Source organism: Salmonella sp. 741265116_PST, from assembly GCF_046567715.1.
GTDB lineage: Bacteria > Pseudomonadota > Gammaproteobacteria > Enterobacterales > Enterobacteriaceae > Salmonella > Salmonella enterica.
Map to the genome: position 1 here is coordinate 156,305 of NZ_JBKFPH010000003.1, position 22,409 is coordinate 178,713.

Consider the following 22,409-nt stretch of genomic DNA (forward strand, 5'->3'; position numbering starts at 1 on the left):
TATCACCTCTATTTTTATGCTTCAACTGATGCGATATTTTTTCTCAAACACTCCGGCCAGAAGCGTAAAAACTTTATAAATAATGAAATATAATACTCCGGCAAGCGTATAGATCTGCAACCCGTTTAGCGTGATGGCTGTCAGTGACATTGCCTGCTTCGCTATTTCAGCGATACCTACAGTATAAGCAAAGGGCGTCGCTTTTAATACAGAAGAAAACTCATTGATAATACCGGGCACAGAAAATCGCAACATCTGTGGCAGTTCAATATTTATTATAACCTGTAATTGACGCATTCCTGCTACTTTCGCTACCGTAATTTCGAATGGCTCAACTAATTTAAGCGCCCCTCTGAACACCTCGGCAAGATAACTCCCGCTGATTAAGCCGACGCTGAGGTTCATGGCCACCAGTGGTGAAACATATATGCCAATCGATGGCAATCCAAAATAAACAAGAAAAACAGCAATAAGTATTGGAATTCCCCGAAGAATAAAGACCAGTACGTCGAGCATCTTCTGTAGTGGAAGGGGGGATAGTCGCCGTAATACGGCGACTGTAAGCCCGAACAAAAACGCTGAGAGAAAACAGGTAAAGGTTACAAGCAGCGTATTACCAATCCCTTCCAATAGGAAATAAAAGATAGCCAGCATATTACCTGATGACATAGCTTACTATTTCATCCAGTTATCGACGATGTCAGATATTTTTTGTGGCCCTTGCTCTTTAAGCCATAAGTTGAAATCATCGCGCACGGGCGAGCCTTTCTTAAAGGCAATGCCAAGCTGATCAACATTCTTGAAAACATAACGACTTTCTATCGGCATCTTTTTCTTATTTTTGAAGGTAAAATAAACCGGCTCTTCTATAAAAGCCAGATCAAGATTGCCATTTTTTAGATCAGCCATCGTCTCATTATATGTTGGATACAATTTTACTTTACTTAACGAGTAGTATCCTTTGGGCTCCAGATCGTTTTTGATAAGGTCGGAGTAAGCCATTCCTCGAGGGTATCCAATAGAATATTGATTTAATTCATTGAGGTTATTGAGCGTTACTTTATGATTGGCCATACTGACCAGATAAAAAGAGTTGATGTAATAAGGTTCAGAAAAATCAATAACTTTCTTACGTTTATCTGTGATTGAAATTCCCGAAAATGCGACATCTGCCTGACCACTCGCCACTGCGCCAAGCATTCCATCCCAGGCATATTCGGTGATGTTTAGCTTACAATGCCGTGACTGACAGTAAGACGAAAAAAGCTCCAGATCTATCCCCTGCAATTTGCCATCAGCACTTTTAAATAACATAGGGGGAGAGGCCGGTGATACTGCGACATTGAGTGTTTTCCCTTCAACGATGCTATCAGCAAAAGCTGAAGACGACATTATTCCCAACACTATCATCGATAAGCCAAATTTTTTGCATAACATGCTATCTATTTCCTGTGGTAAGGTAATGCGTATTATACCCTTCATACTTCAAGTCGCTTATGTGTTGGCTACGGATTACTCGGCCCATCCATGGGCCTCGCCCTGACGGGCCGTCGCACGCGACGTTCAAATCTGCTCCCGGCAGATTTGTCACTCACCCCAGTCACATAGTTATCTATGCTCCTGGGGACTCACTCCCTTGCCGCCTTTAAGTAACTCGAATTATTTTGGGTATATAAATTAAGCATTAGGACGTGAACCTGACATTTGCAGGCGTAAAGTACTTAACGTTATGTATTCCATCGCTGTTAACTAATTTAATCAGGAGGTTTGACAGGAATCATCAAAGGGAATGGATTTAATATACCATGAGATATCAACTGGATATGAGTACAGAGACTCCATGAAAGGTGCAAATGTAAAGATACCATAGACATTAGTATACTGGACATAGTTTATGCTCCATTTACGCATACATATTTACATGATAAGCAGATAAATGCTTCAGTGACGGTGCCTTTAATGTCTCTAAGTATCATCTTGCCACTCTATCCAGGGCCAATATAAAGACTTATCTTTGCTTGTCAAATACATTTTCTGAGCTAAGTTGATTTGCGTGCTATCTATATTTGCAAGCATATAAATTATTTGTCTTATGAACAAGCGACAACAAATCAGGAGTTCTGACGATGTTGTTATGTTTATCAAAACGTTAACTTGTTTTAATCGATAATAATCTTAATTCAGAAATATCTGAATATATGCGGTTTTCGAGATAAAATTCTCAAATTAACATCGTACATTTTATGTAATAAATATAAATACGATAAATAAATCCAAAACTGAGACTGCCAACCGGATAACAAACAGCAATAAAGAGGGTTCTTCATTAAGTTATCCTGGCAACGGTTAAGGTGGTAACATTTTCGGTGGCTTTACCCATTTTAATCGTGTTCACAACACGTTAATTACCTTATGATTACCATGGTAATTAAAAATGAATCCTTGATGACTCGTTGGCTGAGTGAAAAGAAAATTCTACATCACATAGGCGCATGTATCGCGTATAATGGGCTTCGATGCCCCTAATCATTGCTATGACATAATAATATGTATCTTAACCGCTTTTGTTATTTGCTCCTGATCTCCGCTGCGGTCGGAAGCATTTTTACATCGCATCCCGTCGCGATGTGGTTCCTGCTCGCCAATGTGCTAACGCTGGCGATCTACGGTGTAGATAAAACGGCGGCACGTAAGACCTGGCGCAGAGTGCCGGAATCCACTTTATTGGTGTTTGGGGTTGTCGGTGGGTGGCCTGGTGCGATTGTTGGTCAACAACTCTTCAGTCATAAAACGCAAAAGCAGCCATTCAAAACATACTTTATCGTCAGTGTGATAGTAAGTATTTTAGCTACGGTGGCGATTTATCGACTCTATCCATTTTTGTCTTACTGAACATAGAGCATGTATCACTCATTGACCAATCGGCAGCAAAGACAGCCTCATATTTTCATGCCACTGGCACTATGATATTGAACGATGTTTTACTCACGGCGTACCGCAGCCGATGGAACATTATTCAGTGGAATAATGATTAGCTATAAAACTTTCTAACATTGTGGCAAAACAATGATGGACTTCCTGGGTTGGATGGACAAGGTCGTTGAAGACGTATTGTGGACGTATATCTAGCTGAGGGTCTTTAGCCCCTGGAATATGTACATAGCCGTGGTGAGTATAAGGGTTTTCCGTATCATAACCAATATTACTGGCCACATCCATTATCACCTTAAATGCATTGGCAGTCTCGTAATAGCATATTTTGTGCTGGGGGTATTTTTCTTTTAATTCTTCAACATTAGTTTTTAACAGGGCATTGTGAGCGATGCTTTCATCCTTAAGTTTTCTTTTTTCATCAGAATGTTTGCCATAGGGTGTTAAAGACAAATTGGGAATTCCCAAGACCAATACATTATTAACTCCACCGAAAATTATTTTTTCAATATCATCAATTTGTTGCTCAACGACCATCATTACATTGTCTTTGTGTAGTGTCATATAGTCATTAGCCCCCAATAAAAATATCGCCAGGTCCTGGTGAGAAGGGGTGTAAGATGCGATTTGTCTGTCCGTATTTGATACAAAGTCACCGAGGCAATTAAAGCAGGAATAGCTTGCCGATGTACTTCCCCCTTCAGCAAAATTAAGCATCTCTTTACCTAAGAAGTGTGGGGACGATAAAAACTCAGTCCAGGTAAATCCATTAGTAAACCTTCCGCCAAAGTATTGACCATAGGAGGGTAAGATATGATGTGTTTTTTCAAACATACGCCCCATGGAGTCAGATAAACTGTCGCCAAAAAATACCAGTCTGGTAATATCACCCAAAGAAATATTTTTTGGCTTGGGATGTAACTTATTGATTTCTTTGGCAAGGCCAAAAGCTTCCGGATGACATTCAACCTCAATAGATAAAATATCTTCACCATTATCACCTTTAATAATCAACTTGTCGGCGTGTTCCTGTGATTCTATAATAAACTGTTCTTTACATCCCTGAGACGCTAAGGCTCGAAGTTTGATGTAGGCTCCACGAACCTGTACCAGTGTTAGATTCAGTTCTTGATAGTGATAAAGTTTAAAGATACATTCGAGCGCCTCTGCATGGTGGGTGGTGAAAAAATATGCTTTGATTTTCTCCCATAAACTTAATTCTGGAGGGCGTGCGCTTTCTTTTATCACATTAAATCTTTCAGAACTGATAGATGATGTGAAATAACCCTGTCCAACACTCAATGGCATAGTGCTCTCCTTACTATATTAAACGCACTTTAGCAAAGCATTAATTAGCAAATATTAGCAAGAAAAAGTAATCAGGTAAATAGTGTATATGGAATGGCGTTTCTTTAACAGTTTGTCGCCGTCAATAAAATATATACAGTGTTTATTATTTTTCAGGGAAGTAAATATATCATCAACAACGTGAAGTTAATGTCGGATACACATTATCTGACTGCTATCATTATTGAGTATGGCCTAGCTAAGGCAAAGATCTTAAAAAGCAGTCACTCCTGATTTTAGTGTGCTGGCGTGAGTATTAGCTGGCTTGATACTCAGGAAAAGCAGATAAACTTATCATCCGACTATTATTGCTAAAGTGCAAGTGTTTTATGTAACTTTTTGATTTCTATTTTCATATTAAATATTTTTTAAGTGAGTTAACTATAATGAGTGATGATTCAATTATTAAAAACTCTTCAATGCTTTTGGCCTATTTAGGTGGTTTGGGATGGGGAAGCGCCTATTTTTATGGCTGGGGCGTCTCCGCGTACTATGGTTTCCCGTGGTGGTATGTAGGCGTCGGCCCAGACAACATTGCCCGAAGTCTATTCCATGCGATTAGCCTGATGGCTATATTCATAATAGCGTGGGGAGTGGGTATTCTATTATTTTTTTTAGTAAAGCAAAAAGCACGTATCCACGATCTTAGCTTCTTACGTCTTTTTTTGGCAGCGGTTTTGTTCTTTATTCCAATTGTTATCGAGTTTTCTCTCTTAACAGAATCGTTTTTGTGGGAGCTTTTTTTTATCATTTTACTGGTGGCTTTATGCTTATCGGTGGGGATGCGTTTTTATAGTAAATTAATGCCAGTGATTTGCTTTACGCAACTCAGTTGGGTGCGAAGACATTGTTTCACTATAGTTATGCTTGGTTTTATTATATATTTTTTTATATTTTCTTTTTTTGTTGGGATCTATAAACCACAATTAAAGAAAGAATACGAAATGATATTGTATGATGGAGGCTGGTACTACGTCCTGGCCAGGTATCATGATAGTTTTATTTTGTCGAAATCCTTTACTAAAAATAATAACAGATTTATTATTTTTAGACCAAAAGATGGACACTCTTATGAAATTACTCTGGTAAAAGTCAGACTTTAATCAAATACGGGTTGGCGAGGGTGTGAATTGACTCCCGCGCTTCCATAGCAGAGATGGGGGAAAGAGAACTGAGCGCCCATATCTGTAGGTTGTGGAATAGCGATGCCAGGAAGGGCATGACATTACCATCTGAGTGACAGGTTAGCAGATGTTTCAGGCCAAACCCAGGTTGAATTGGACCGCTCAGAAGCCGATTACCTGGATAACAAATCCTGGCCGCAAGTTTATGCTGTGGGCGAAATATACGACCGCTATTATCCAGATTAGCTGTTAACTTATTTATTTTCCCATAGTAACCTATAACAGGGCTCCCTGAGGCATTGGCTGGCATCTGTGCATTGGAAAAACAGCTTCCATTTGCACTATAGCAACTTATAAAGTTTATTATCTCGTGAGAGTTGCTAATATGGCGGATTGATTTGAAAAGTGATGATGACTGACTTGCCCCGGAACCGTACCGATTTTCATGTTGAACAACAAAAGGAGCATCATGTTTACAAATCGAAACAGGAATGGATTATTACCTGAGATTGATTTCAAATTAACAATAATGATGACACTTTCGGGTATTAAAAATCTTTCAAATAACGCTCATTTGATTTTTTGTTCACTATTGACTAAGAGTTGAGATATTTTCGCTACCCGTCGGCGGTGTATCGCAGTTGTGATGTTATGTTCTTACAAGACTGACATCTGCATATCGTAACCTTTATTCATTACCACCTGGTGAGTAAATAAAAACTATTGAGTAAATATTTACTTCTGGGTAATGAGGCTGGATTCACCCGGCATTACCTCTGTGCCCCAGCCGGGCAGAACATTACAGCATATAAAGGAAGCTTTGGCGTTTATTGTATGTGGCCTGAAAAAGTTCCCCATGAGCTGAATATGAGCTAATTCTTAATGATCTATGCCGGAAAGCTATAATCAATTGATTTTTATAATGTGCTTAATTTTACAATTATGTAAAAATCCTGATACTATACCCCCCTATAATATATGGAGGTCGAATGCCGCATTCACCTGAAGATAAAAAACGTATCCTTACCCGTGTTCGTCGCATACGCGGGCAGGTCGAAGCGCTGGAGCGGGCGCTTGAGTCTGGCGAACCTTGTCTGGCGATTCTGCAACAAATTGCCGCCGTGCGCGGCGCGTCTAATGGCCTGATGAGTGAAATGGTTGAAATCCATCTGAAAGATGAGCTGGTCAGCGGGGAAACTACGCCAGATCAGCGCGCGGTTCGGATGGCGGAAATCGGCCATCTTCTTCGCGCTTATCTAAAATAACAATTTCCCTCACCGTAACAGGAAGAGATATATGAAATCACGTGCAGCAGTTGCTTTTGGTCCCGGTCAGCCGCTAAAAATTGTCGAGATTGACGTTGCGCCGCCGAAAAAAGGCGAAGTTCTGGTCAAAATCACCCATACCGGCGTTTGCCATACCGATGCATTTACCCTTTCCGGCGATGATCCGGAAGGCGTATTCCCGGCAATCCTGGGTCACGAAGGCGGCGGCGTGGTGGTCGAGGTCGGCGAGGGGGTCACCAGCCTGAAACCCGGCGACCATGTTATTCCACTGTATACGGCGGAATGCGGCGAGTGTAAGTTCTGTAAGTCAGGTAAAACTAACCTTTGTCAGGCCGTACGCGCCACTCAGGGAAAAGGGCTGATGCCGGATGGCACTACCCGCTTTTCTTATAACGGCGAACCCGTTTATCACTATATGGGAACCAGCACATTCAGCGAATATACCGTTTGCGCGGAAATTTCTCTGGCGAAAGTGAACCCGCAGGCGCCGCTGGATAAAGTGTGTCTGTTGGGCTGCGGCGTGACGACTGGTATTGGTGCCGTCCATAACACCGCTAAAGTGAAAGCGGGCGACACCGTTGCCGTTTTTGGTTTAGGCGGTATTGGGCTGGCGGTTATTCAGGGCGCGGTTCAGGCTAAAGCTGGGCGTATTTTAGCTGTCGACACGAATCCGGAAAAATTTACGCTGGCGGGCGAAATGGGGGCGACGGACTTTATTAATCCGAATGATTACGACAAACCGATCCAGGACGTTATTGTTGAGCTTACAGATGGCGGCGTAGATTTCAGTTTTGAATGTATCGGCAACGTTAACGTGATGCGAGCAGCGCTGGAATGTTGTCATAAAGGCTGGGGCGAAAGCATTATTATTGGCGTTGCGGGGGCAGGGCAGGAAATCAAAACCCGTCCCTTCCAGTTAGTGACTGGTCGCGTCTGGCGTGGCTCCGCCTTTGGCGGCGTGAAAGGGCGCACGCAGCTGCCAGGGATGGTAGAAGATGCGATGACTGGTAAAATCCGTTTAGATCCTTTTATTACTCACCGCCTGCCGCTGGAGCAGATTAACGATGCCTTTGAACTGATGCATCAGGGTAAATCCATCCGTACTGTTATTCACTTTGGCGATAACTGATTCATCCGCCAGCGGATTTTCCGCTGGCGCTTTTCTGAATTTTCTGGAATGAATGTTGTGAAAATGTGACGAAGGCGATGCTTTTCGCGGTAAGCAAACGTCACGAAGTGCCGATGACTATCTAACGGGCGTGTTTTACGCATAAAACCTACAAGAGAGTCGACGGTCATGGGCAACACATTCTCGATGCAAGCCTCGCATAAACTGGGCTTCCTGCATCATATTCGACTGGTTCCGCTGTTTTCCTCCATTCTCGGTGGCATCCTTCTTCTTTTTGCTTTGAGCTCCGGGCTGGCAGGCTATTTTCTGTTACAGGCCGATCGCGATCAGCGTGATGTCACGGACGAGATTCAGGTACGGATGGGCTTATCCAACAGCGCTAACCACTTACGTACCGCACGTATCAATATGATCCACGCTGGCGCGGCGAGCCGGATTGCCGAAATGGATGAAATGAAAGCCAATATTGCCGCTGCGGAAACGCGGATCAAGCAGTCTCAGGACGGCTTTAACGCTTATATGTCCAGAGCGGTGAAAACACCCGCCGATGAAGCATTGGATAACGAGTTAAACGCCCGCTACACCGCCTATATCAACGGCCTGCAACCGATGCTGAAATTTGCCAAAAATGGCATGTTCGAAGCGATCATTAATCATGAAAACGAGCAGGCAAAACAACTGGATGCCGCATATAACCATGTCCTGTTGAAAGCGATTGAACTGCGCACCGAGCGGGCGAGACTACTTAGCGGGCAGGCTTACCAACGTACCCGGCTCGGTATGATGTTTATGATTGGCGCATTTACGTTGGCGCTGGTATTGACGTTAATGACCTTTATGGTGCTGCGTCGCACGGTGATACGACCCTTGCAGCAGGCGGCGTCACGTATCGAACGCATTGCGGCGGGCGATCTGACCATGGCTGACGAGCCCACAGGACGCAGTGAAGTTGGTCGCCTGAGTCATCATCTTCAGCAGATGCAGCATGCGTTGCAACAAACGGTAGGGACGGTGCGTCAGGGGGCGGAGGAAATTTATCGAGGCACCAGCGAAATTACCGCTGGTAATACGGATTTATCTTCTCGTACTGAACAGCAGGCTGCCGCCATTGAACAGACCGCGGCCAGTATGGAACAGTTGACGGCAACCGTTAAGCAGAATGCGGATAATGCGCATCACGCCAGCAAACTGGCGGAAGATGCTTCCGGTAAAGCCAGTCGCGGAGGCCAGATGGTTTCCGGGGTCGTACAAACGATGGGGAATATTTCCACCAGCTCGAAAAAAATCTCGGAAATTACCGCCGTCATTAACAGTATCGCTTTCCAGACCAACATCCTGGCGCTGAACGCGGCGGTCGAGGCGGCACGCGCCGGGGAACAAGGACGCGGTTTTGCGGTGGTCGCCAGTGAGGTTCGTACCCTCGCCAGTCGCAGCGCGCAGGCGGCAAAAGAGATTGAAGGCTTGATCGGCGCATCGGTCAGCCTGATTGAACAAGGCTCCGAAGAGGTTATCGCTGCGGGGAGCACCATGAATGAGATAGTGGATGCCGTCAAACGCGTCACCGATATTATGCTCGATATCGCGGCAGCCTCTGATGAGCAAAGTCGCGGTATTGTTCAGGTCAGTCAGGCGATTTCTGAGATGGACAGGGTTACGCAACAAAACGCGTCGCTGGTCGAAGAGGCGTCCGCGGCGGCCGCTTCGCTTGAAGAACAGGCCGCCCGCTTGACGCAAGCTGTTGATGCGTTTCGTTTACAGGATACTGGCGCGACGATGCGATCATCCTTCCTTTAGTAAGCGTCGCGCCAGCGGGCTATTTTAGCCGCGGGCGCGTTTATTCTCCGACAGCCGCTATCACAGCGGCATCGATTTACGGATCGCCGCAATCAGCATTTGCGCCCCGGTTGAGAGCGGGATATCAACTCGCGTAAGAATACCTATCGGTTCGCCCGCGCTCTGGGTCGGCACGGGTAATGAGACCAGCGTCGCCTGGCGAAGATCTTCTTTAACCGCGCCAGAGGGGACGAACCAGACGTAATCGTAATCTACGGTCAGTTGTCGTGATAACGATGCGGATAGCGTTTCGATACATCCGGCAGGCATTTTACACCCCTGGCTTTGCAACAGGGCTTCCGCATTCTGGCGCGGTACCGTGCCTTTTGGCGAAACGACTACCGGCCATTCCATAACCCGGCTGAACGTGATCGTCTCCTGTAACAGGGGATGACCGGGGCGTACCACTAATTTAAGCGATTCTAAAAACAGCAGTTCGTAATTTAAACCGCCCATTAATTCCGGGTCTGACATGCGGCCAATACCCAGATCGATCTCGCCTGACTTCAGACCTGCAAGCAACATCGTATTGTTCATGGTCGCGACCTGTAACGAGGTCGATTTTTGCTGTTGATGGAACCGCCCAATAGCCGCCGGGAGTATACCCAGCGCAGCGGTGGGGAGCGCGCCAACACGCACCACATCGGCGCTGGCGTCCTCTTTGCGATTCAGCGCCTGCCCGGCGGTATTCAATGCATCTAATACTTTTACCGCATGAGTCAAAAATTGTTCGCCAGGAACCGTTAATTGCGCGCCCAGTCGCCCGCGTTCAAACAGACGGGTTCCGGTGAGTTGCTCCAGTTCGTTCAGCGTTTTAGAAAGCGCTGGCTGGCTCAGGTTAAGGGTTTCAGCCGCGCGCCCCAGAGTTCCCTGTTGCGCAACGGCGACAAATGTATGAAGGTGGCGCAACCGAATGCGCTGACTAAACAGACCATTTTTTTCCATAAGCGATGTTAAAAACAGAGCCGTGCGGGTGACAAGTAAAGTTGTTTGTTTTTGATAACCTGATAGCAAAATATTATTAACATTTTACCATTTCAAGTTACAACTGTTTTATTTTACTGATGATTCAACGGCCGTTAAGCGTGTTAAGCCGCGATCTGGTCGGGGATATGCCAGCTCATGTCAATCCGTTCTGCATAATGAATTCAGGCCGGATCACACTTTATAAATTCTTCTCCCCGGAATGGATGAGGTTTTCTACACTCCAGGTAACATTCACTGGAGGCATGACATTATGGCGAACACCATCACGGCAGATGAGATTCGGGAACACTTTTCGCAGGCAATGTCGGCAATGTACCAGCAGGAAGTTCCGCAGTACGGTACGTTACTGGAACTTGTGGCTGACGTGAATCTGGCGGTGCTGGAAAATAATCCCAAACTGCATGAGCAGTTGGCTAATGCCGATGAACTGGCGCGATTGAACGTGGAACGACATGGCGCCATTCGTGTTGGCACCGCAGAAGAACTTTCTACCTTGCGTCGGATATTCGCCATCATGGGGATGTACCCAGTAAGTTATTACGATCTCTCTCAGGCGGGCGTGCCTGTGCATTCCACGGCATTTCGTCCCATTGACGAGGCTTCGCTCTCGCGTAATCCCTTTCGCATGTTCACTTCGCTATTACGCCTGGAGCTCATTGAAAACGCGGCATTACGCCAGCGGGCGGCGGAAATCTTATCGCAGCGGGATATTTTTACATCACGCTGCCGACAATTGCTGGATGAGTACGACGAGCAGGGCGGTTTTAACGCTGCTCAGGCCGAAGCGTTCGTCCGTGAAACGCTGGAGACTTTTCGCTGGCATCGTCAGGCTACCGTTGATGAAGAAACGTACCGCAGCCTGCATCGTGAGCATCGTTTAATTGCCGACGTGGTCTGTTTCCCGGGATGTCACATTAACCATCTGACGCCGCGTACTCTGGATATCGACCGGGTACAGGCCATGATGCCGGAGTGCGGCATTACGCCTAAAACTCTTATCGAAGGTCCGCCTCGCCGCGAAGTGCCTATTCTGTTGCGGCAAACCAGTTTCAAAGCCCTGGAAGAGCAGGTGCTCTTCGTTGATGAAAAGCAGGGTACGCACACGGCGCGCTTCGGCGAAATTGAGCAACGTGGCGTCGCGCTGACGCCAAAAGGTCGTCGATTATATGACGAACTGTTGCACAAGGCGGGAACGGGTAAGGATAACTTCACGCATCAACTCCATTTGCAGGAGGTCTTTAACGCCTTTCCGGATAGCGAATTTCTGCTTCGCCAGCAGGGGCTTGCCTGGTTCCGCTATCGCTTAACGCCTTCCGGCGAGGCGCATCGTCAGGCGATCCATCCTGGCGACGATCCGCAGCCGCTTATTGAGCGCGGTTGGGTGATCGCGCAGCCGATTACCTATGAAGATTTTCTTCCGGTCAGCGCAGCCGGCATTTTTCAGTCGAATTTGGGAAATGAAACGCTGGCCAGAAGGCACGGTAATGCCAGCCGCGACGCCTTTGAACAGGCGCTGGGATGTGCAGTACGGGATGAATTTTCGTTATATCAGGAAGCGGAAGAACGCAGTAAACGCCGTTGCGGTCTGCTTTAAAAGCGGTAAGCTTCACAGGCTGTGAGGATACTGTAAAAGGAAGGCGTTATGTTGAATCCCTCCATCCCGCTGGTGGCGACGCGTCACGGTAAAATCGTGGGCGTCGTACAGGAAGAAATCCATATCTGGCGCGGTATACCTTATGCCGCGCCGCCAACAGGGGAGCTACGCTGGCGTGCGCCGCAGCCTGTTACGCCCTGGCAGGATGTGCGCCAGGCGGATTGTTTCTCCTGCGCCAGTTGGCAGGATATTACCTGGTGTCGTGAACTCGGCGGTGGCGATCCGGGAAATTTTTCCGAAGACTGTCTCTATCTGAACGTCTGGGCTCCCGCCGTGCGTCATGAACCGTTGCCGGTCATGGTCTGGCTACACGGCGGCGGTTACACCATTGGCGCGGGGAGTTTGCCGCCCTATGACGGTCAAGCGCTGGCGAAGCGCGGCGCGATCGTGGTGACGGTCAATTATCGGCTTGGCCATCTGGGCTTTTTCGCGCATCCGGCGCTGGAAGGCGAAGGGGCGGAGTGTATTCATAATTTCGCTTTACTCGATCAAATCGCTGCGCTGCGTTGGGTGCAGGACAATATTGCTGCGTTTGGCGGCGATACGCAGAATGTGACGTTATTTGGCGAATCCGCCGGCGCCCGCAGCGTGCTGTCGTTGATGGCTTCGCCGTTGGCGAAGGGGCTTTTTCATAAAGCGATTATTCAGAGTGGTTATACGCTGCCGGATACGCCCCGCGAGGTGGCGCTAAAAAAAGGCGTTGCGCTGGCGGAACATCTTGGCTTAGCCCATGCCACTGCCGAACAGCTACGCGCTTTACCGGCAGAGACGTTTTGGCCGCTGGACGCACCTTTTAAAATTGCGCCGACGCCGATTTCCGGCGACGTCGTACTGCCGCATCCGATGCTGGAAACCTTCTTTGCGGCGAAACAGCATCCGATACCGGTGATGATCGGCTCGAATAGCGATGAAGCCAGCGTATTGGCAGTTTTTGGCGTCGATATTGCCGGTCAAATTCAAAAAATGCGCCGTGAGCGGCGTGTTGGTCTGGGGTTAATCCGGCTGCTTTATCCTGGAGTGAAAGGCGACGAAGCGCTAGGGCGGCAGGTCTGTCGGGATATGGTATTTACCACGTTGGGTTATGTCGTCATGCAAGCGCAGCAGCGGATCGGCGAACCGTGCTGGCGTTACTGGTTTGATTATGTCGCCGAAGCGGAGCATAACACCTACGCGAATGGCGCCTGTCATGGCAATGAAATACCGTATGTATTCGATACGTTAACGCGGGCTGAGCCCACATGTCATTATGTGAATGAGAATGACCTGGCCTTTGCCTCGCAGGTGGCGGATTACTGGGTGAATTTCGCACGTCATGCCAGCCGCACGCGCGACGTGCTGCACGGTCCGGTTCGCTGGCCCGCCAGCATTCGGGGGCGAGATCGTCTGTTGCGGATTGGGCTGAACAAACTTGCCGGTTTTAAAGTGGAAAACCGCTTTATGCGTGCGCGTCTGGCGCTGTTTAAACGAGTCATGAAACATCACGTTAGTCTGGAATAAACTTTTCATAACCTGAAGAATGCTGCGTAAGGTTTACATCCGATTCGGTCGGTTCTTATCGACATAAAATATTTACGCTTTTGCACAGTTTCCAGGCGACCAACAATTGGATTATTAATGAATTTTGTCTAGAGTGAGCGGTCAGAAACGGGCACATTCTTGCTGCTGAAAAAACCAGCGCGGGACCATTCACAAGACCAGAAGGACTCATTTTCAGGTATGAATCGTAGACGATTTATTAAAGGTTCAATGGCAATGGCCGCCGTGTGCGGTTCCAGCGGTATTGCTTCCCTCTTTTCTCAGGCGGCGTTTGCCGCGGAATCCGATATTGCGGATGGTAAAATTGTCCGTTTTGATTTTGCTGGTCTGCAATCAATGGCCCAGGCGTTAGCGAAAAAGCCCTGGCGCGGCGCGCCGGGACCCTTGCCGGATACGCTCGCCAATCTGACGCCGCAGGCCTATAACAGCATTCAGTATGACGCGGCGCATTCACTCTGGAACGGTGTTGCCAACCGGCAGCTCGATATTCAGTTTTTCCACGTAGGGATGGGCTTTCGTCGTCGCGTACGCATGTTTTCCGTTGATACGACGACGCATCTTGCTCGCGAGATTCATTTTCGCCCGGAACTGTTTAAATACAACGATGCCGGCGTCGATACGACGCAACTGGAAGGGCAGAGCGATCTCGGTTTCGCCGGTTTCCGTGTCTTTAAAGCGCCGGAACTGGCGCGGCGCGATGTCGTCTCCTTCCTGGGCGCCAGTTACTTCCGGGCGGTAGATGATACTTATCAGTATGGCCTGTCGGCTCGCGGGCTGGCGATAGATACCTATACTGACGGTCAGGAAGAGTTCCCTGACTTCACCGCATTCTGGTTTGACACCGCGAAGCCGGGCGATACTACGTTTACCGTTTACGCTCTGCTGGACAGCGCCAGCGTGACGGGCGCGTATAAATTTGTGATCCACTGCGAAAAATCGCAGGTGATCATGGATGTAGAAAACCATCTCTACGCCCGTAAAGATATTAAGCAACTTGGCATTGCGCCGATGACCAGTATGTTTAGCTGTGGGAACAATGAACGTCGGGTATGCGACACCATTCATCCGCAAATTCACGATTCCGATCGGCTGGCGATGTGGCGGGGTAATGGCGAGTGGATTTGCCGCCCGCTGAATAATCCGCAGAAATTGCAGTTCAATGCATATATGGACGATAACCCGAAAGGGTTCGGCCTGCTGCAACTCGATCGCGATTTCTCGCATTATCAGGATGTGATGGGCTGGTACAACAAACGTCCGAGCCTGTGGGTGGAGCCGCGCAGTAAGTGGGGGAAAGGCGCGGTTAGCCTGATGGAGATCCCAACCACTGGCGAAACTCTGGATAATGTGGTCTGTTTCTGGCAGCCGGAAAAAGCGATCAAAGCCGGGGATACGCTGGCGTTCAATTATCGTTTGTACTGGAGCGCGCAGCCGCCGGTACAATCCCCGCTTGCGCGGGTCATGGCGACCCGTACAGGGATGGGCGGCTTTCCCGAAGGTTGGGCGCCGGGCGAACATTACCCGGATAAATGGGCGCGCCGTTTTGCTATTGATTTTGTCGGCGGCGATCTGAAAGCGGCCGCGCCAAAAGGCATTGAGCCGGTGATTACGCTCTCCAGCGGTGAGGCGAAGCAGATTGAGATCCTCTACGTTGAGCCTTTCGACGGTTATCGTATCCAGTTTGACTGGTATCCGACCTCGGATTCTACGGCACCGGTGGATATGCGTATGTTCCTGCGCTGCCAGGGGGAGGCTATCAGCGAAACCTGGCTGTATCAGTATTTCCCGCCCGCGCCGGATAAGCGCCGTTATGTCGACGATCGTATCATGCGTTAGTCAGTTTGCCTTCTGTACCGCCACAAAGGCGGTACAGGTTCCGGAAATAGCCCTGACATAAACTCACTCGTGATCCGCTGTTTTTGTGATACGGTCTTTCCATCGTTCTATTTTTGCAACAGTCCTTCCTGTTTCTCCCTCTCGATCCTGCGGACAGGGAACATTAAGATAGCTTCACCTTATTTAAGATATAAAGTGAATATAATGAAAAAGAGTTTTCTTGGTGCTGTCCTGTCTCTGGGTTTATTAAGTGCTGCTCATGCAGATGTATATAAATTTGATAATACGCATACCAATGCGGTATTTAATATCGATCATTTCCAGACCTCAACCAATCATGGCGGGTTTTATGCTATTAGCGGTGAGCTGAAATATCAGCCGGAAAAGCAAGTCGCAGAGATGCGCGTGACGATTCCCGTGACCGCCTTAAATACCGGGGTGGATGCGTTTGATAATCATATCCGCAGTAGCGATATTCTGGATGCAGAAAAATATCCAGAAATAGTATTTAAATCAACAAAATGGCATTTTGGAGATAATAAACCGGTTTCTATTGACGGTTTGTTAACAATGAAGGGAGTAACTAAGCCCGTCACCTTAACCACCACCAAGTTTGGCTGTTATATGAGTCCGATATTCAAGGCACAGGTTTGCGGCGGTGATTTTGTCACGCAAATAGATCGCACCCAGTGGGGGGTAGATTATCTGGTCGATATGGGGATGACGAAAGTTGTCGATGTAAAAATCCAGGCAGAAGCGGTTAAGCAATAAAGGGAATGATGATGCAAATTATTGTATGTTAAGGGGGGGCCTGGGGCTTGGCTATTTGAAGCTTCGCTGATTTCAGGCCGCACTGCCACGATTTTAAAGTGGGACTATGTCACTAAATAGTTGATGGATCACTTTACTCCGTTGATGGCAACTATTTCGGATTCAGATATGCTAAAGTGTTCTACTAGTTGAGCTTGTAACCAACGGTTATTTTGTCCCTGATGTCTCTGTAGATTTGATTTTCTCGATCGCAATAATGTTGCCTGACATCGCTTCATTGAGCACTTCGACTGCCGTGCTGGCATCGCGATTCTTTATGGACATGTAGACCTTGATATGGGCTTCCACACTTTCAAGGGTAATACCCAGCGCACGGTTAAGCTCTTCAAGATAGTAGTAATAGATGTCTTTAATCGAGCTCATCACGTTGTAGAACACGCTGTTGTGCGATGCCCTGACAATCGCCAGATGGAACTCGTAGTCCGCTTCCGAGTATTTTTTATAATCACCTTTGTGGATCAGCATGTTATTCAATGCTTCTTCGAGCTGGCGAATGTCATCATCGGTGGCGTGTGTGACGGCGAGCTCCACGCATTTGAACTCCACAGTCTGACGAAAAATCATCATATCGTGAAACTCTTCGCGGCTAAGGTGCATGATTGGGCGGGGATCGTTACTCAACATCTGCGGAGTGAAGTTTTCGCTCACGTAGCTGCCGCTGCCCTGACGCGTCACCACAATCCCCAGGTCACGAAAACGCTGCACTGCGCTGCGAACGCTGACCCGGCTGACGTTAAATGAGGTGGTCAGCTCCGCTTCTGAGGGCAAACGGCTACCCGGCGCCCAACTGCCGTCCAGTAGTTTGCTGCTTATCTGATCATAAATTTCATTTACAACATTCTGTTTTTGAATGGATTTTATGCTCAAGATGGGTATCCGTTAAGATGTCGCTGAAGTGACTTATTATATAACAATTCTCTTTTAAGAACAAAGCGCCCGGCCGAGCGCTTTTCACCGTTAATCGAAACGAATGAGTACCTTAGCAGAGACATTTTTGTCTGTGGCGGTAATCAGCGCGTCTTCAATTTGCTGGGGCGGGAACTCGGCGCTGATAAGCGGGCGAGGATCGACGCGCCCATCCTCCAGCCAGCGTACCGCGGTGATGAACTCACCGATAAAACGGAATGAGCCGACCCAGTTGAGTTCTTTAACCAGCATCGTTGACACTGGCCAGCTTACCGGGCTGGCACCCATCCCCACCTGAACGATGGTGCCGGCAGGGCGGGTGAAGTCGACGGTAGATGCCACGGCAATCGGCGCGCCGGAGGCCTCAAACACGACATCAAAGTAGCCTTTATGCTGCTGATAATGGGCAACCTGTTCTTCATCGCGCGGATCCATCACCGCTGTGGCCCCCATCTGGCGTGCCAGTTCCAGACAGCGTGGGCTGAGATCGGATGCCACCAGTTCAGATGCTCCGGCACTGCGCGCCGCCGCGAGGATCAGACAACCAATGGGGCCTGCGCCAATCACCAGTACGCGTTTGCCGGTCAACTGGCCCGCCTTTTTTACTGCATGAATGGCGACCGCCAGCGGTTCCGAAAAGGCCATCACGTTTGCGGGCTCGCGCCTATCGTAAGGAATGCATTGCTCCGGTTTTACCACCACGTATTCAGAAAAACCGCCATTCACATGCGGATTGAACTGCGCGCTGCCCATAAAGCGCATGGAGCCGCACAGATTTTGATGGCCGGAAAGGCACATCTCGCACTGATTGCAGGGGCTGGACGGGTTCACCGCAACCGTCTGGCCCACTTTCAGATCGCTGCCTGCTGGCACTTTGCCGATCACGCCAACAAACTCATGGCCAATCACCATCGGGTGCTTGAGGACAGACATCCCCGCGCGGCCATGCTGATAGTAGTGAATATCAGAGCCACAGATGCCGCCGCAGGCGACCTTCACGACGACGTCATGTTCACTGTGCTCAATTTCACGTGATTCAAAGCGTACGTCTTTTTCCGCATGGGCCAGACAAGCGTTACAAGTTATTTTTTCCATTTTGATAATGACCTCATTATTTGTTGGCAGTTGCCGGGTTAATGGCATTCTTATCTACAGTGGCGGTATTCTTTTTTTCAGGCAGGATCACTTCAATTTTGCCCACCAGGAATATGTAGGCTAATAAGCCCAGTCCGGCGACGCCTGCGATATACCACATGGCATACTGGAAGTTTTGCGTGCGCTGGAGAATAACCCCAATAACAATTGGGCTAACGATCCCCGAAAGGTTGCCGCAAATATTTAAAAAGCCACCCATAGTGCCGAGAAAATTACGGGGAATCACATCGCTCCAGACCACCCAGCCCAGGTTTGAAAAGGCGTTGGCAAAGAACGCAACAGACAGAATGACAATCGCAATAACCGGCTGGTTTTCAAAGAAATTGACCAGGCCAATAATCATTGTGACGCACAGGCCAGCCATAACGGGTAATTTTCGTGCCAGCGTTCGGGATTTTCCTTTTTTCAGCAGCATGTCGCTTAGCGTACCGCCACAGAGCACCCCAAGCATCGCCATAATATAGGGCAGCATGGCGCCTATCCCGGCTTTGGAAATAGAGAGATGCAGTCCTTTTTCCAGGTAAACAATAAACCAGGTCAGGAAGAAATAGAGCGTAGACGAGCAGGCAAACTGGGTGATGAACAAACCCCAAATCGTTTTTTTGCTGAGGAAGAATTTAATATTTTGCCAGCTAATTTTTGCACTCACGGAGGATTGATTCTCCGAGCCATAGCCGCCGCCTGCTTTGATATAATCCAGTTCGGCCTGGTTCACAGCAGTGCTGTGCTGTGGATCGCGGTAATACATAAGCCAGTAGATGCCAAACAGAATACCGGCGCCACCGGACAGATAAAACGACATTTCCCAACCGTAGTTAGCCACAATAAAGGCGAGGGCAGGCGTCAGCAGCGCGAGACCGATATATTGTGCACTGGAATAAATCGCGGTCGCACGGGCACGTTCATGGTCCGGGAACCAGGTGGCAATTATTTTTGTGTTAGACGGGAAGGATGGCGCTTCGGCAATACCAATTAATGCGCGGCAGGCCAGAAGCATTGCAAATGAAGCGGTTGCCGTCGCGAATAAATGGTGTGAGGCGAACCCCATCATAAAGGTAAAAATACTCCACAGAATAATCGCACCACCATAAAGAATACGTGAGCCAATACGATCAAGAACATAGCCGACAGGAATTTGACTGGCAGCGTAGGCCCAGGTAAACATGGAGAAAAGCAAACCCAGTTGTGTTGGCGTCAGACTGAAATCATTCTGGATATTCGAACCAGCAACGGCAAGATTGGCGCGATCCATATAATTAATTGCAGTCACAATAAACAGCAATGTGAGAATAAAGAGTCGTTGTCTTGAAGCCTTCATAATAATACCTGTGTTATATCGGCATGCATCGGGGTGAACACATGCCATCAATTTTAAAGGCGAGTAGGTAGAGTGCGGGCGACTTATAAAACTGCGAGCCAGCCACCATCGACGTAAATAATCTGCCCGTTGATATAATCAGATGCTCTGGATGATAAGAAGATAGCGGTGCCGATGAGCTCTTCCGGACGACCCCAACGCTGAGAAGGGGTGCTGCTTTTCACCCAGCTATCGAACTGCTTGTCTTCGATAAGCGCGGTGTTCATGTCGGTCAGAATGTAGCCAGGTCCAATGGCGTTGGTCTGGATATTAAACTGCGCCCATTCTGCAGCCATCGAGCAGGTGAGCATTTTGATGCCGCCTTTTGCTGCCGTGTACGGGGCAACAGTCGGGCGGGCCGCCTGGCTGGTGAGCGAGCCGATATTAATAATTTTGCCGCCGCTGTTGCGGGCGATCATCCGTTTTGCCGCCGAGCGGGAGACTAAAAATGCGCTGGTCAGGTTAGTGTCGATCACCTTCTGCCAGTTTTCCAGCTCCAGCTCGACCATTGGTTTGCGGTACTGAATACCGGCGTTATTGATCAGGATATCAACATGGATCCCTTCTGCATCAAGTTTGCTAAAAGCTGCCTCAATCGCCAGTTCATCGGTGACGTCAAAAGCCATGCCATGTGCGTCGTAGCCTTTTCTGGTCAGCGTATCCACTGATTCGGCCAACAGCGTGGCGCGAATATCATTCAGGATAACCCGTGCACCCGCAGCGGCAAGACCCTCTGCGTAGGCAAAGCCCAGTCCTCGTGCAGAACCCGTTACCAGCGCCGTTTTCCCAGTTAAATCAAATAAAGCGGTCATGTTGTTTCCTCACTTGTTTAATTTGTATGACGACTATCCTTTTTTAAGGTTGAATTTTCACCCTGATAAAATCAACAGTTCACCCATGAATTTGCAACAAGGATCACAAACAGCTCCACATGGCGACCGCGTAATTAATATTAATTAATTGAATTATATGTATATATTTGGTTTAAATTTAACGCGGTTTGATCGCTGTCACAGAATGACACTCGCAGCGATCTGCTGTAAAAGAAGCGTGATATAACAGCGTAAAGTTGTAGGACAACTTACGTATATATGTTGTATCATCCACAACGGTATGACATGCGGTAAATTCGCTGAGTTAAGGAGTGAAAGTGAGTAACCTGAAAATTACCAACGTGAAAACGATTCTGACGGCACCGGGCGGCATTGATTTGGCAGTCGTTAAGATAGAAACCAACGAGCCAGGGCTGTATGGGCTGGGATGCGCGACATTTACTCAGCGTATCTTCGCGGTAAAAAGCGCGATCGATGAGTACATGGTGCCTTTTCTGGTTGGCAAAGATCCGACCCGTATTGAGGACATCTGGCAGTCAGGTGTGGTGAGCGGCTACTGGCGCAATGGCCCGATCATGAACAATGCATTGTCCGGCGTGGACATGGCACTGTGGGATATCAAAGGTAAGCTAGCGGGGATGCCGGTTTATGATCTGCTGGGCGGCAAATGCCGTGATGGGATCCCGCTGTACTGCCACACCGACGGTGGCGATGAAGTTGAAGTGGAAGATAACATCCGAGCCAGAATGGAAGAGGGTTACCAGTACGTTCGCTGCCAGATGGGAATGTACGGTGGTGCGGGGACCGATGACCTTAAACTGATCGCCACGCAGCTAGCTCGTGCGAAGAACATTCAGCCGAAACGTTCACCGCGCAGCAAAACGCCCGGCATCTACTTTGACCCGGACGCCTACGCCAAAAGCGTTCCGCGTCTGTTCGACCACCTGCGTAACAAGCTCGGTTTTGGCATCGAATTTATTCATGATGTACATGAGCGCGTGACCCCGGTGACTGCCATTAATCTGGCCAAAACGCTTGAACAGTATCAACTATTTTATCTTGAGGATCCGGTGGCACCGGAAAACATCGACTGGCTGAAAATGCTGCGCCAGCAGTCTTCCACTCCGATATCCATGGGTGAGCTGTTTGTGAATGTGAATGAGTGGAAGCCGCTCATCGACAACAGGCTCATCGACTACATTCGCTGCCACGTGAGTACCATCGGCGGCATTACGCCGGCGAAGAAACTTGCTGTCTACAGCGAACTGAACGGTGTGCGCACCGCATGGCACGGGCCGGGCGACATTTCTCCAGTCGGGGTTTGCGCCAATATGCATTTGGATTTGAGTTCACCGAACTTTGGCATTCAGGAATACACGCCAATGAACGACGCGCTGCGTGATGTCTTCCCGGGCTGCCCTGAGATTGACCACGGTTATGCCTATCTGAACGATAAGCCGGGTCTGGGTATTGACATTGATGAAGCCAAAGCGGCGAAATATCCGTGCGAGGGGGGAATCCCATCCTGGACAATGGCGCGCACACCAGACGGTACGGCCTCAAGACCGTAAGCAATGAAGGCCCGGCATGCATCTGCCGGGTCTTATTCCCGACGTCCTGATGGACTCCGTTTTAGAAACAGGAATTATTGTATATTGAGGCTG

At 48.4% G+C, this 22,409-nt stretch carries 18 protein-coding genes and 1 pseudogene; 10 read left to right on the top strand and 9 right to left on the bottom strand.

What is annotated here, in order from left to right:
* Positions 1 to 21 precede the first annotated feature (21 nt).
* Positions 22 to 669 carry an amino acid ABC transporter permease gene (locus ACLD11_RS03520; protein WP_411014541.1) on the bottom strand — a complete coding sequence of 216 codons (648 nt, stop codon included), beginning with the start codon at positions 667 to 669 and terminating at the stop codon, positions 22 to 24.
* 6 nt (positions 670 to 675) lie between these two features.
* Positions 676 to 1,437: a transporter substrate-binding domain-containing protein gene (locus ACLD11_RS03525; protein ID WP_411014542.1), complete on the bottom strand. Its 762-nt coding sequence runs from the start codon at positions 1,435 to 1,437 to the stop codon at positions 676 to 678.
* Between the two features lie 1,110 nt (positions 1,438 to 2,547).
* Here ACLD11_RS03525 and ACLD11_RS03530 point away from each other — a divergent pair.
* Complete coding sequence (locus tag ACLD11_RS03530; RefSeq protein WP_411014543.1) at positions 2,548 to 2,892, top strand: DUF1294 domain-containing protein; 345 nt, start codon at positions 2,548 to 2,550, stop codon at positions 2,890 to 2,892.
* 120 nt (positions 2,893 to 3,012) lie between these two features.
* On the opposite strand, the gene sseJ is transcribed toward ACLD11_RS03530, so the two are convergent.
* Positions 3,013 to 4,239: an SPI-2 type III secretion system effector SseJ gene (gene sseJ / locus ACLD11_RS03535; RefSeq protein ID WP_411011299.1), complete on the bottom strand. Its 1,227-nt coding sequence runs from the start codon at positions 4,237 to 4,239 to the stop codon at positions 3,013 to 3,015.
* 425 nt (positions 4,240 to 4,664) lie between these two features.
* Here sseJ and ACLD11_RS03540 point away from each other — a divergent pair, with 425 nt between their 5' ends.
* Positions 4,665 to 5,381, top strand: a complete 717-nt coding sequence (locus ACLD11_RS03540; protein WP_076726614.1) for a hypothetical protein — start codon at positions 4,665 to 4,667, stop codon at positions 5,379 to 5,381.
* A 118-nt stretch (positions 5,382 to 5,499) separates the two neighbouring features.
* Here the strand turns inward: ACLD11_RS03540 and ACLD11_RS03545 are convergent.
* Positions 5,500 to 5,895: pseudogene (locus tag ACLD11_RS03545) on the bottom strand (effector protein); the annotation flags it as partial.
* Positions 5,896 to 6,391: 496 nt separating this feature from the next.
* On the opposite strand from ACLD11_RS03545, the gene ACLD11_RS03550 reads away from it, so the two are divergent.
* The 3 genes from ACLD11_RS03550 to ACLD11_RS03560 all read left to right on the top strand — a co-directional run bounded on the left by ACLD11_RS03550 (position 6,392) and on the right by ACLD11_RS03560 (position 9,611).
* Entirely contained in the window at positions 6,392 to 6,667 is a 276-nt protein-coding gene (locus tag ACLD11_RS03550; RefSeq protein WP_001120770.1) for a metal/formaldehyde-sensitive transcriptional repressor, read from the top strand.
* Between the two features lie 31 nt (positions 6,668 to 6,698).
* Complete coding sequence (locus ACLD11_RS03555) at positions 6,699 to 7,817, top strand: S-(hydroxymethyl)glutathione dehydrogenase/class III alcohol dehydrogenase (RefSeq protein ID WP_183060437.1); 1,119 nt, start codon at positions 6,699 to 6,701, stop codon at positions 7,815 to 7,817.
* 168 nt (positions 7,818 to 7,985) lie between these two features.
* On the top strand, positions 7,986 to 9,611 hold the full coding sequence (locus ACLD11_RS03560; protein WP_411011300.1) for a methyl-accepting chemotaxis protein: 1,626 nt from the start codon (positions 7,986 to 7,988) through the stop codon (positions 9,609 to 9,611).
* Positions 9,612 to 9,671: 60 nt separating this feature from the next.
* On the opposite strand, the gene ACLD11_RS03565 is transcribed toward ACLD11_RS03560, so the two are convergent.
* A complete protein-coding gene (locus tag ACLD11_RS03565; RefSeq protein WP_183060433.1) occupies positions 9,672 to 10,595 on the bottom strand; it encodes a LysR substrate-binding domain-containing protein in 924 nt (307 codons plus the stop codon).
* A gap of 292 nt (positions 10,596 to 10,887) precedes the next feature.
* On the opposite strand from ACLD11_RS03565, the gene ACLD11_RS03570 reads away from it, so the two are divergent.
* From ACLD11_RS03570 to ACLD11_RS03585, 4 genes are all read left to right on the top strand, one after another.
* Entirely contained in the window at positions 10,888 to 12,231 is a 1,344-nt protein-coding gene (locus ACLD11_RS03570; RefSeq protein ID WP_183060431.1) for a VOC family protein, read from the top strand.
* A gap of 48 nt (positions 12,232 to 12,279) precedes the next feature.
* Entirely contained in the window at positions 12,280 to 13,788 is a 1,509-nt protein-coding gene (locus ACLD11_RS03575) for a carboxylesterase/lipase family protein (RefSeq protein WP_000933983.1), read from the top strand.
* A 219-nt stretch (positions 13,789 to 14,007) separates the two neighbouring features.
* Positions 14,008 to 15,663, top strand: coding sequence for a glucan biosynthesis protein D (locus tag ACLD11_RS03580; protein WP_080250317.1), 1,656 nt, complete (start codon positions 14,008 to 14,010; stop codon positions 15,661 to 15,663).
* 195 nt (positions 15,664 to 15,858) lie between these two features.
* Positions 15,859 to 16,434 (top strand): YceI family protein, encoded by a 576-nt coding sequence (locus ACLD11_RS03585; protein WP_411011301.1) that lies wholly within the window; start codon positions 15,859 to 15,861, stop codon positions 16,432 to 16,434.
* A gap of 207 nt (positions 16,435 to 16,641) precedes the next feature.
* Here the strand turns inward: ACLD11_RS03585 and ACLD11_RS03590 are convergent, their stop codons facing one another.
* The 4 genes from ACLD11_RS03590 to ACLD11_RS03605 all read right to left on the bottom strand — a co-directional run bounded on the left by ACLD11_RS03590 (position 16,642) and on the right by ACLD11_RS03605 (position 20,724).
* Positions 16,642 to 17,361 (bottom strand): FadR/GntR family transcriptional regulator, encoded by a 720-nt coding sequence (locus ACLD11_RS03590; RefSeq protein WP_000023780.1) that lies wholly within the window; start codon positions 17,359 to 17,361, stop codon positions 16,642 to 16,644.
* Between the two features lie 90 nt (positions 17,362 to 17,451).
* Positions 17,452 to 18,543, bottom strand: a complete 1,092-nt coding sequence (idnD, locus tag ACLD11_RS03595) for an L-idonate 5-dehydrogenase (RefSeq protein WP_411014544.1) — start codon at positions 18,541 to 18,543, stop codon at positions 17,452 to 17,454.
* Entirely contained in the window at positions 18,512 to 19,873 is a 1,362-nt protein-coding gene (locus ACLD11_RS03600; protein ID WP_411011303.1) for an MFS transporter, read from the bottom strand. The genes idnD and ACLD11_RS03600 overlap by 32 nt, the downstream gene beginning before the upstream one ends.
* Positions 19,874 to 19,956: 83 nt before the next feature.
* The gene (locus tag ACLD11_RS03605) at positions 19,957 to 20,724 is read right to left on the bottom strand and encodes an SDR family oxidoreductase (protein WP_183060421.1); all 768 of its coding nucleotides are present in this window, start codon (positions 20,722 to 20,724) and stop codon (positions 19,957 to 19,959) included.
* A 338-nt stretch (positions 20,725 to 21,062) separates the two neighbouring features.
* Here ACLD11_RS03605 and ACLD11_RS03610 point away from each other — a divergent pair, with 338 nt between their 5' ends.
* The gene (locus ACLD11_RS03610; protein ID WP_411011304.1) at positions 21,063 to 22,316 is read left to right on the top strand and encodes an enolase C-terminal domain-like protein; all 1,254 of its coding nucleotides are present in this window, start codon (positions 21,063 to 21,065) and stop codon (positions 22,314 to 22,316) included.
* The last annotated feature ends 93 nt before the right edge of the window (positions 22,317 to 22,409 follow it).

Excerpts from the sequence above, each read along its gene's own strand:
- idnD (WP_411014544.1), bottom strand. The coding sequence starts at position 18,543 with ATGCCATTAACCCGGCAACTGCCAACAAATAATGAGGTCATTATCAAA.
- ACLD11_RS03605 (WP_183060421.1), bottom strand. The coding sequence starts at position 20,724 with ATGACCGCTTTATTTGATTTAACTGGGAAAACGGCGCTGGTAACGGGT.
- ACLD11_RS03570 (WP_183060431.1), top strand. The coding sequence starts at position 10,888 with ATGGCGAACACCATCACGGCAGATGAGATTCGGGAACACTTTTCGCAG.
- ACLD11_RS03520 (WP_411014541.1), bottom strand. The coding sequence starts at position 669 with ATGTCATCAGGTAATATGCTGGCTATCTTTTATTTCCTATTGGAAGGG.
- sseJ (WP_411011299.1), bottom strand. The coding sequence starts at position 4,239 with ATGCCATTGAGTGTTGGACAGGGTTATTTCACATCATCTATCAGTTCT.
- ACLD11_RS03560 (WP_411011300.1), top strand. The coding sequence starts at position 7,986 with ATGGGCAACACATTCTCGATGCAAGCCTCGCATAAACTGGGCTTCCTG.
- ACLD11_RS03555 (WP_183060437.1), top strand. The coding sequence starts at position 6,699 with ATGAAATCACGTGCAGCAGTTGCTTTTGGTCCCGGTCAGCCGCTAAAA.
- ACLD11_RS03530 (WP_411014543.1), top strand. The coding sequence starts at position 2,548 with ATGTATCTTAACCGCTTTTGTTATTTGCTCCTGATCTCCGCTGCGGTC.
- ACLD11_RS03540 (WP_076726614.1), top strand. The coding sequence starts at position 4,665 with ATGAGTGATGATTCAATTATTAAAAACTCTTCAATGCTTTTGGCCTAT.
- ACLD11_RS03580 (WP_080250317.1), top strand. The coding sequence starts at position 14,008 with ATGAATCGTAGACGATTTATTAAAGGTTCAATGGCAATGGCCGCCGTG.
- ACLD11_RS03565 (WP_183060433.1), bottom strand. The coding sequence starts at position 10,595 with ATGGAAAAAAATGGTCTGTTTAGTCAGCGCATTCGGTTGCGCCACCTT.
- ACLD11_RS03550 (WP_001120770.1), top strand. The coding sequence starts at position 6,392 with ATGCCGCATTCACCTGAAGATAAAAAACGTATCCTTACCCGTGTTCGT.
- ACLD11_RS03600 (WP_411011303.1), bottom strand. The coding sequence starts at position 19,873 with ATGAAGGCTTCAAGACAACGACTCTTTATTCTCACATTGCTGTTTATT.
- ACLD11_RS03525 (WP_411014542.1), bottom strand. The coding sequence starts at position 1,437 with ATGTTATGCAAAAAATTTGGCTTATCGATGATAGTGTTGGGAATAATG.
- ACLD11_RS03575 (WP_000933983.1), top strand. The coding sequence starts at position 12,280 with ATGTTGAATCCCTCCATCCCGCTGGTGGCGACGCGTCACGGTAAAATC.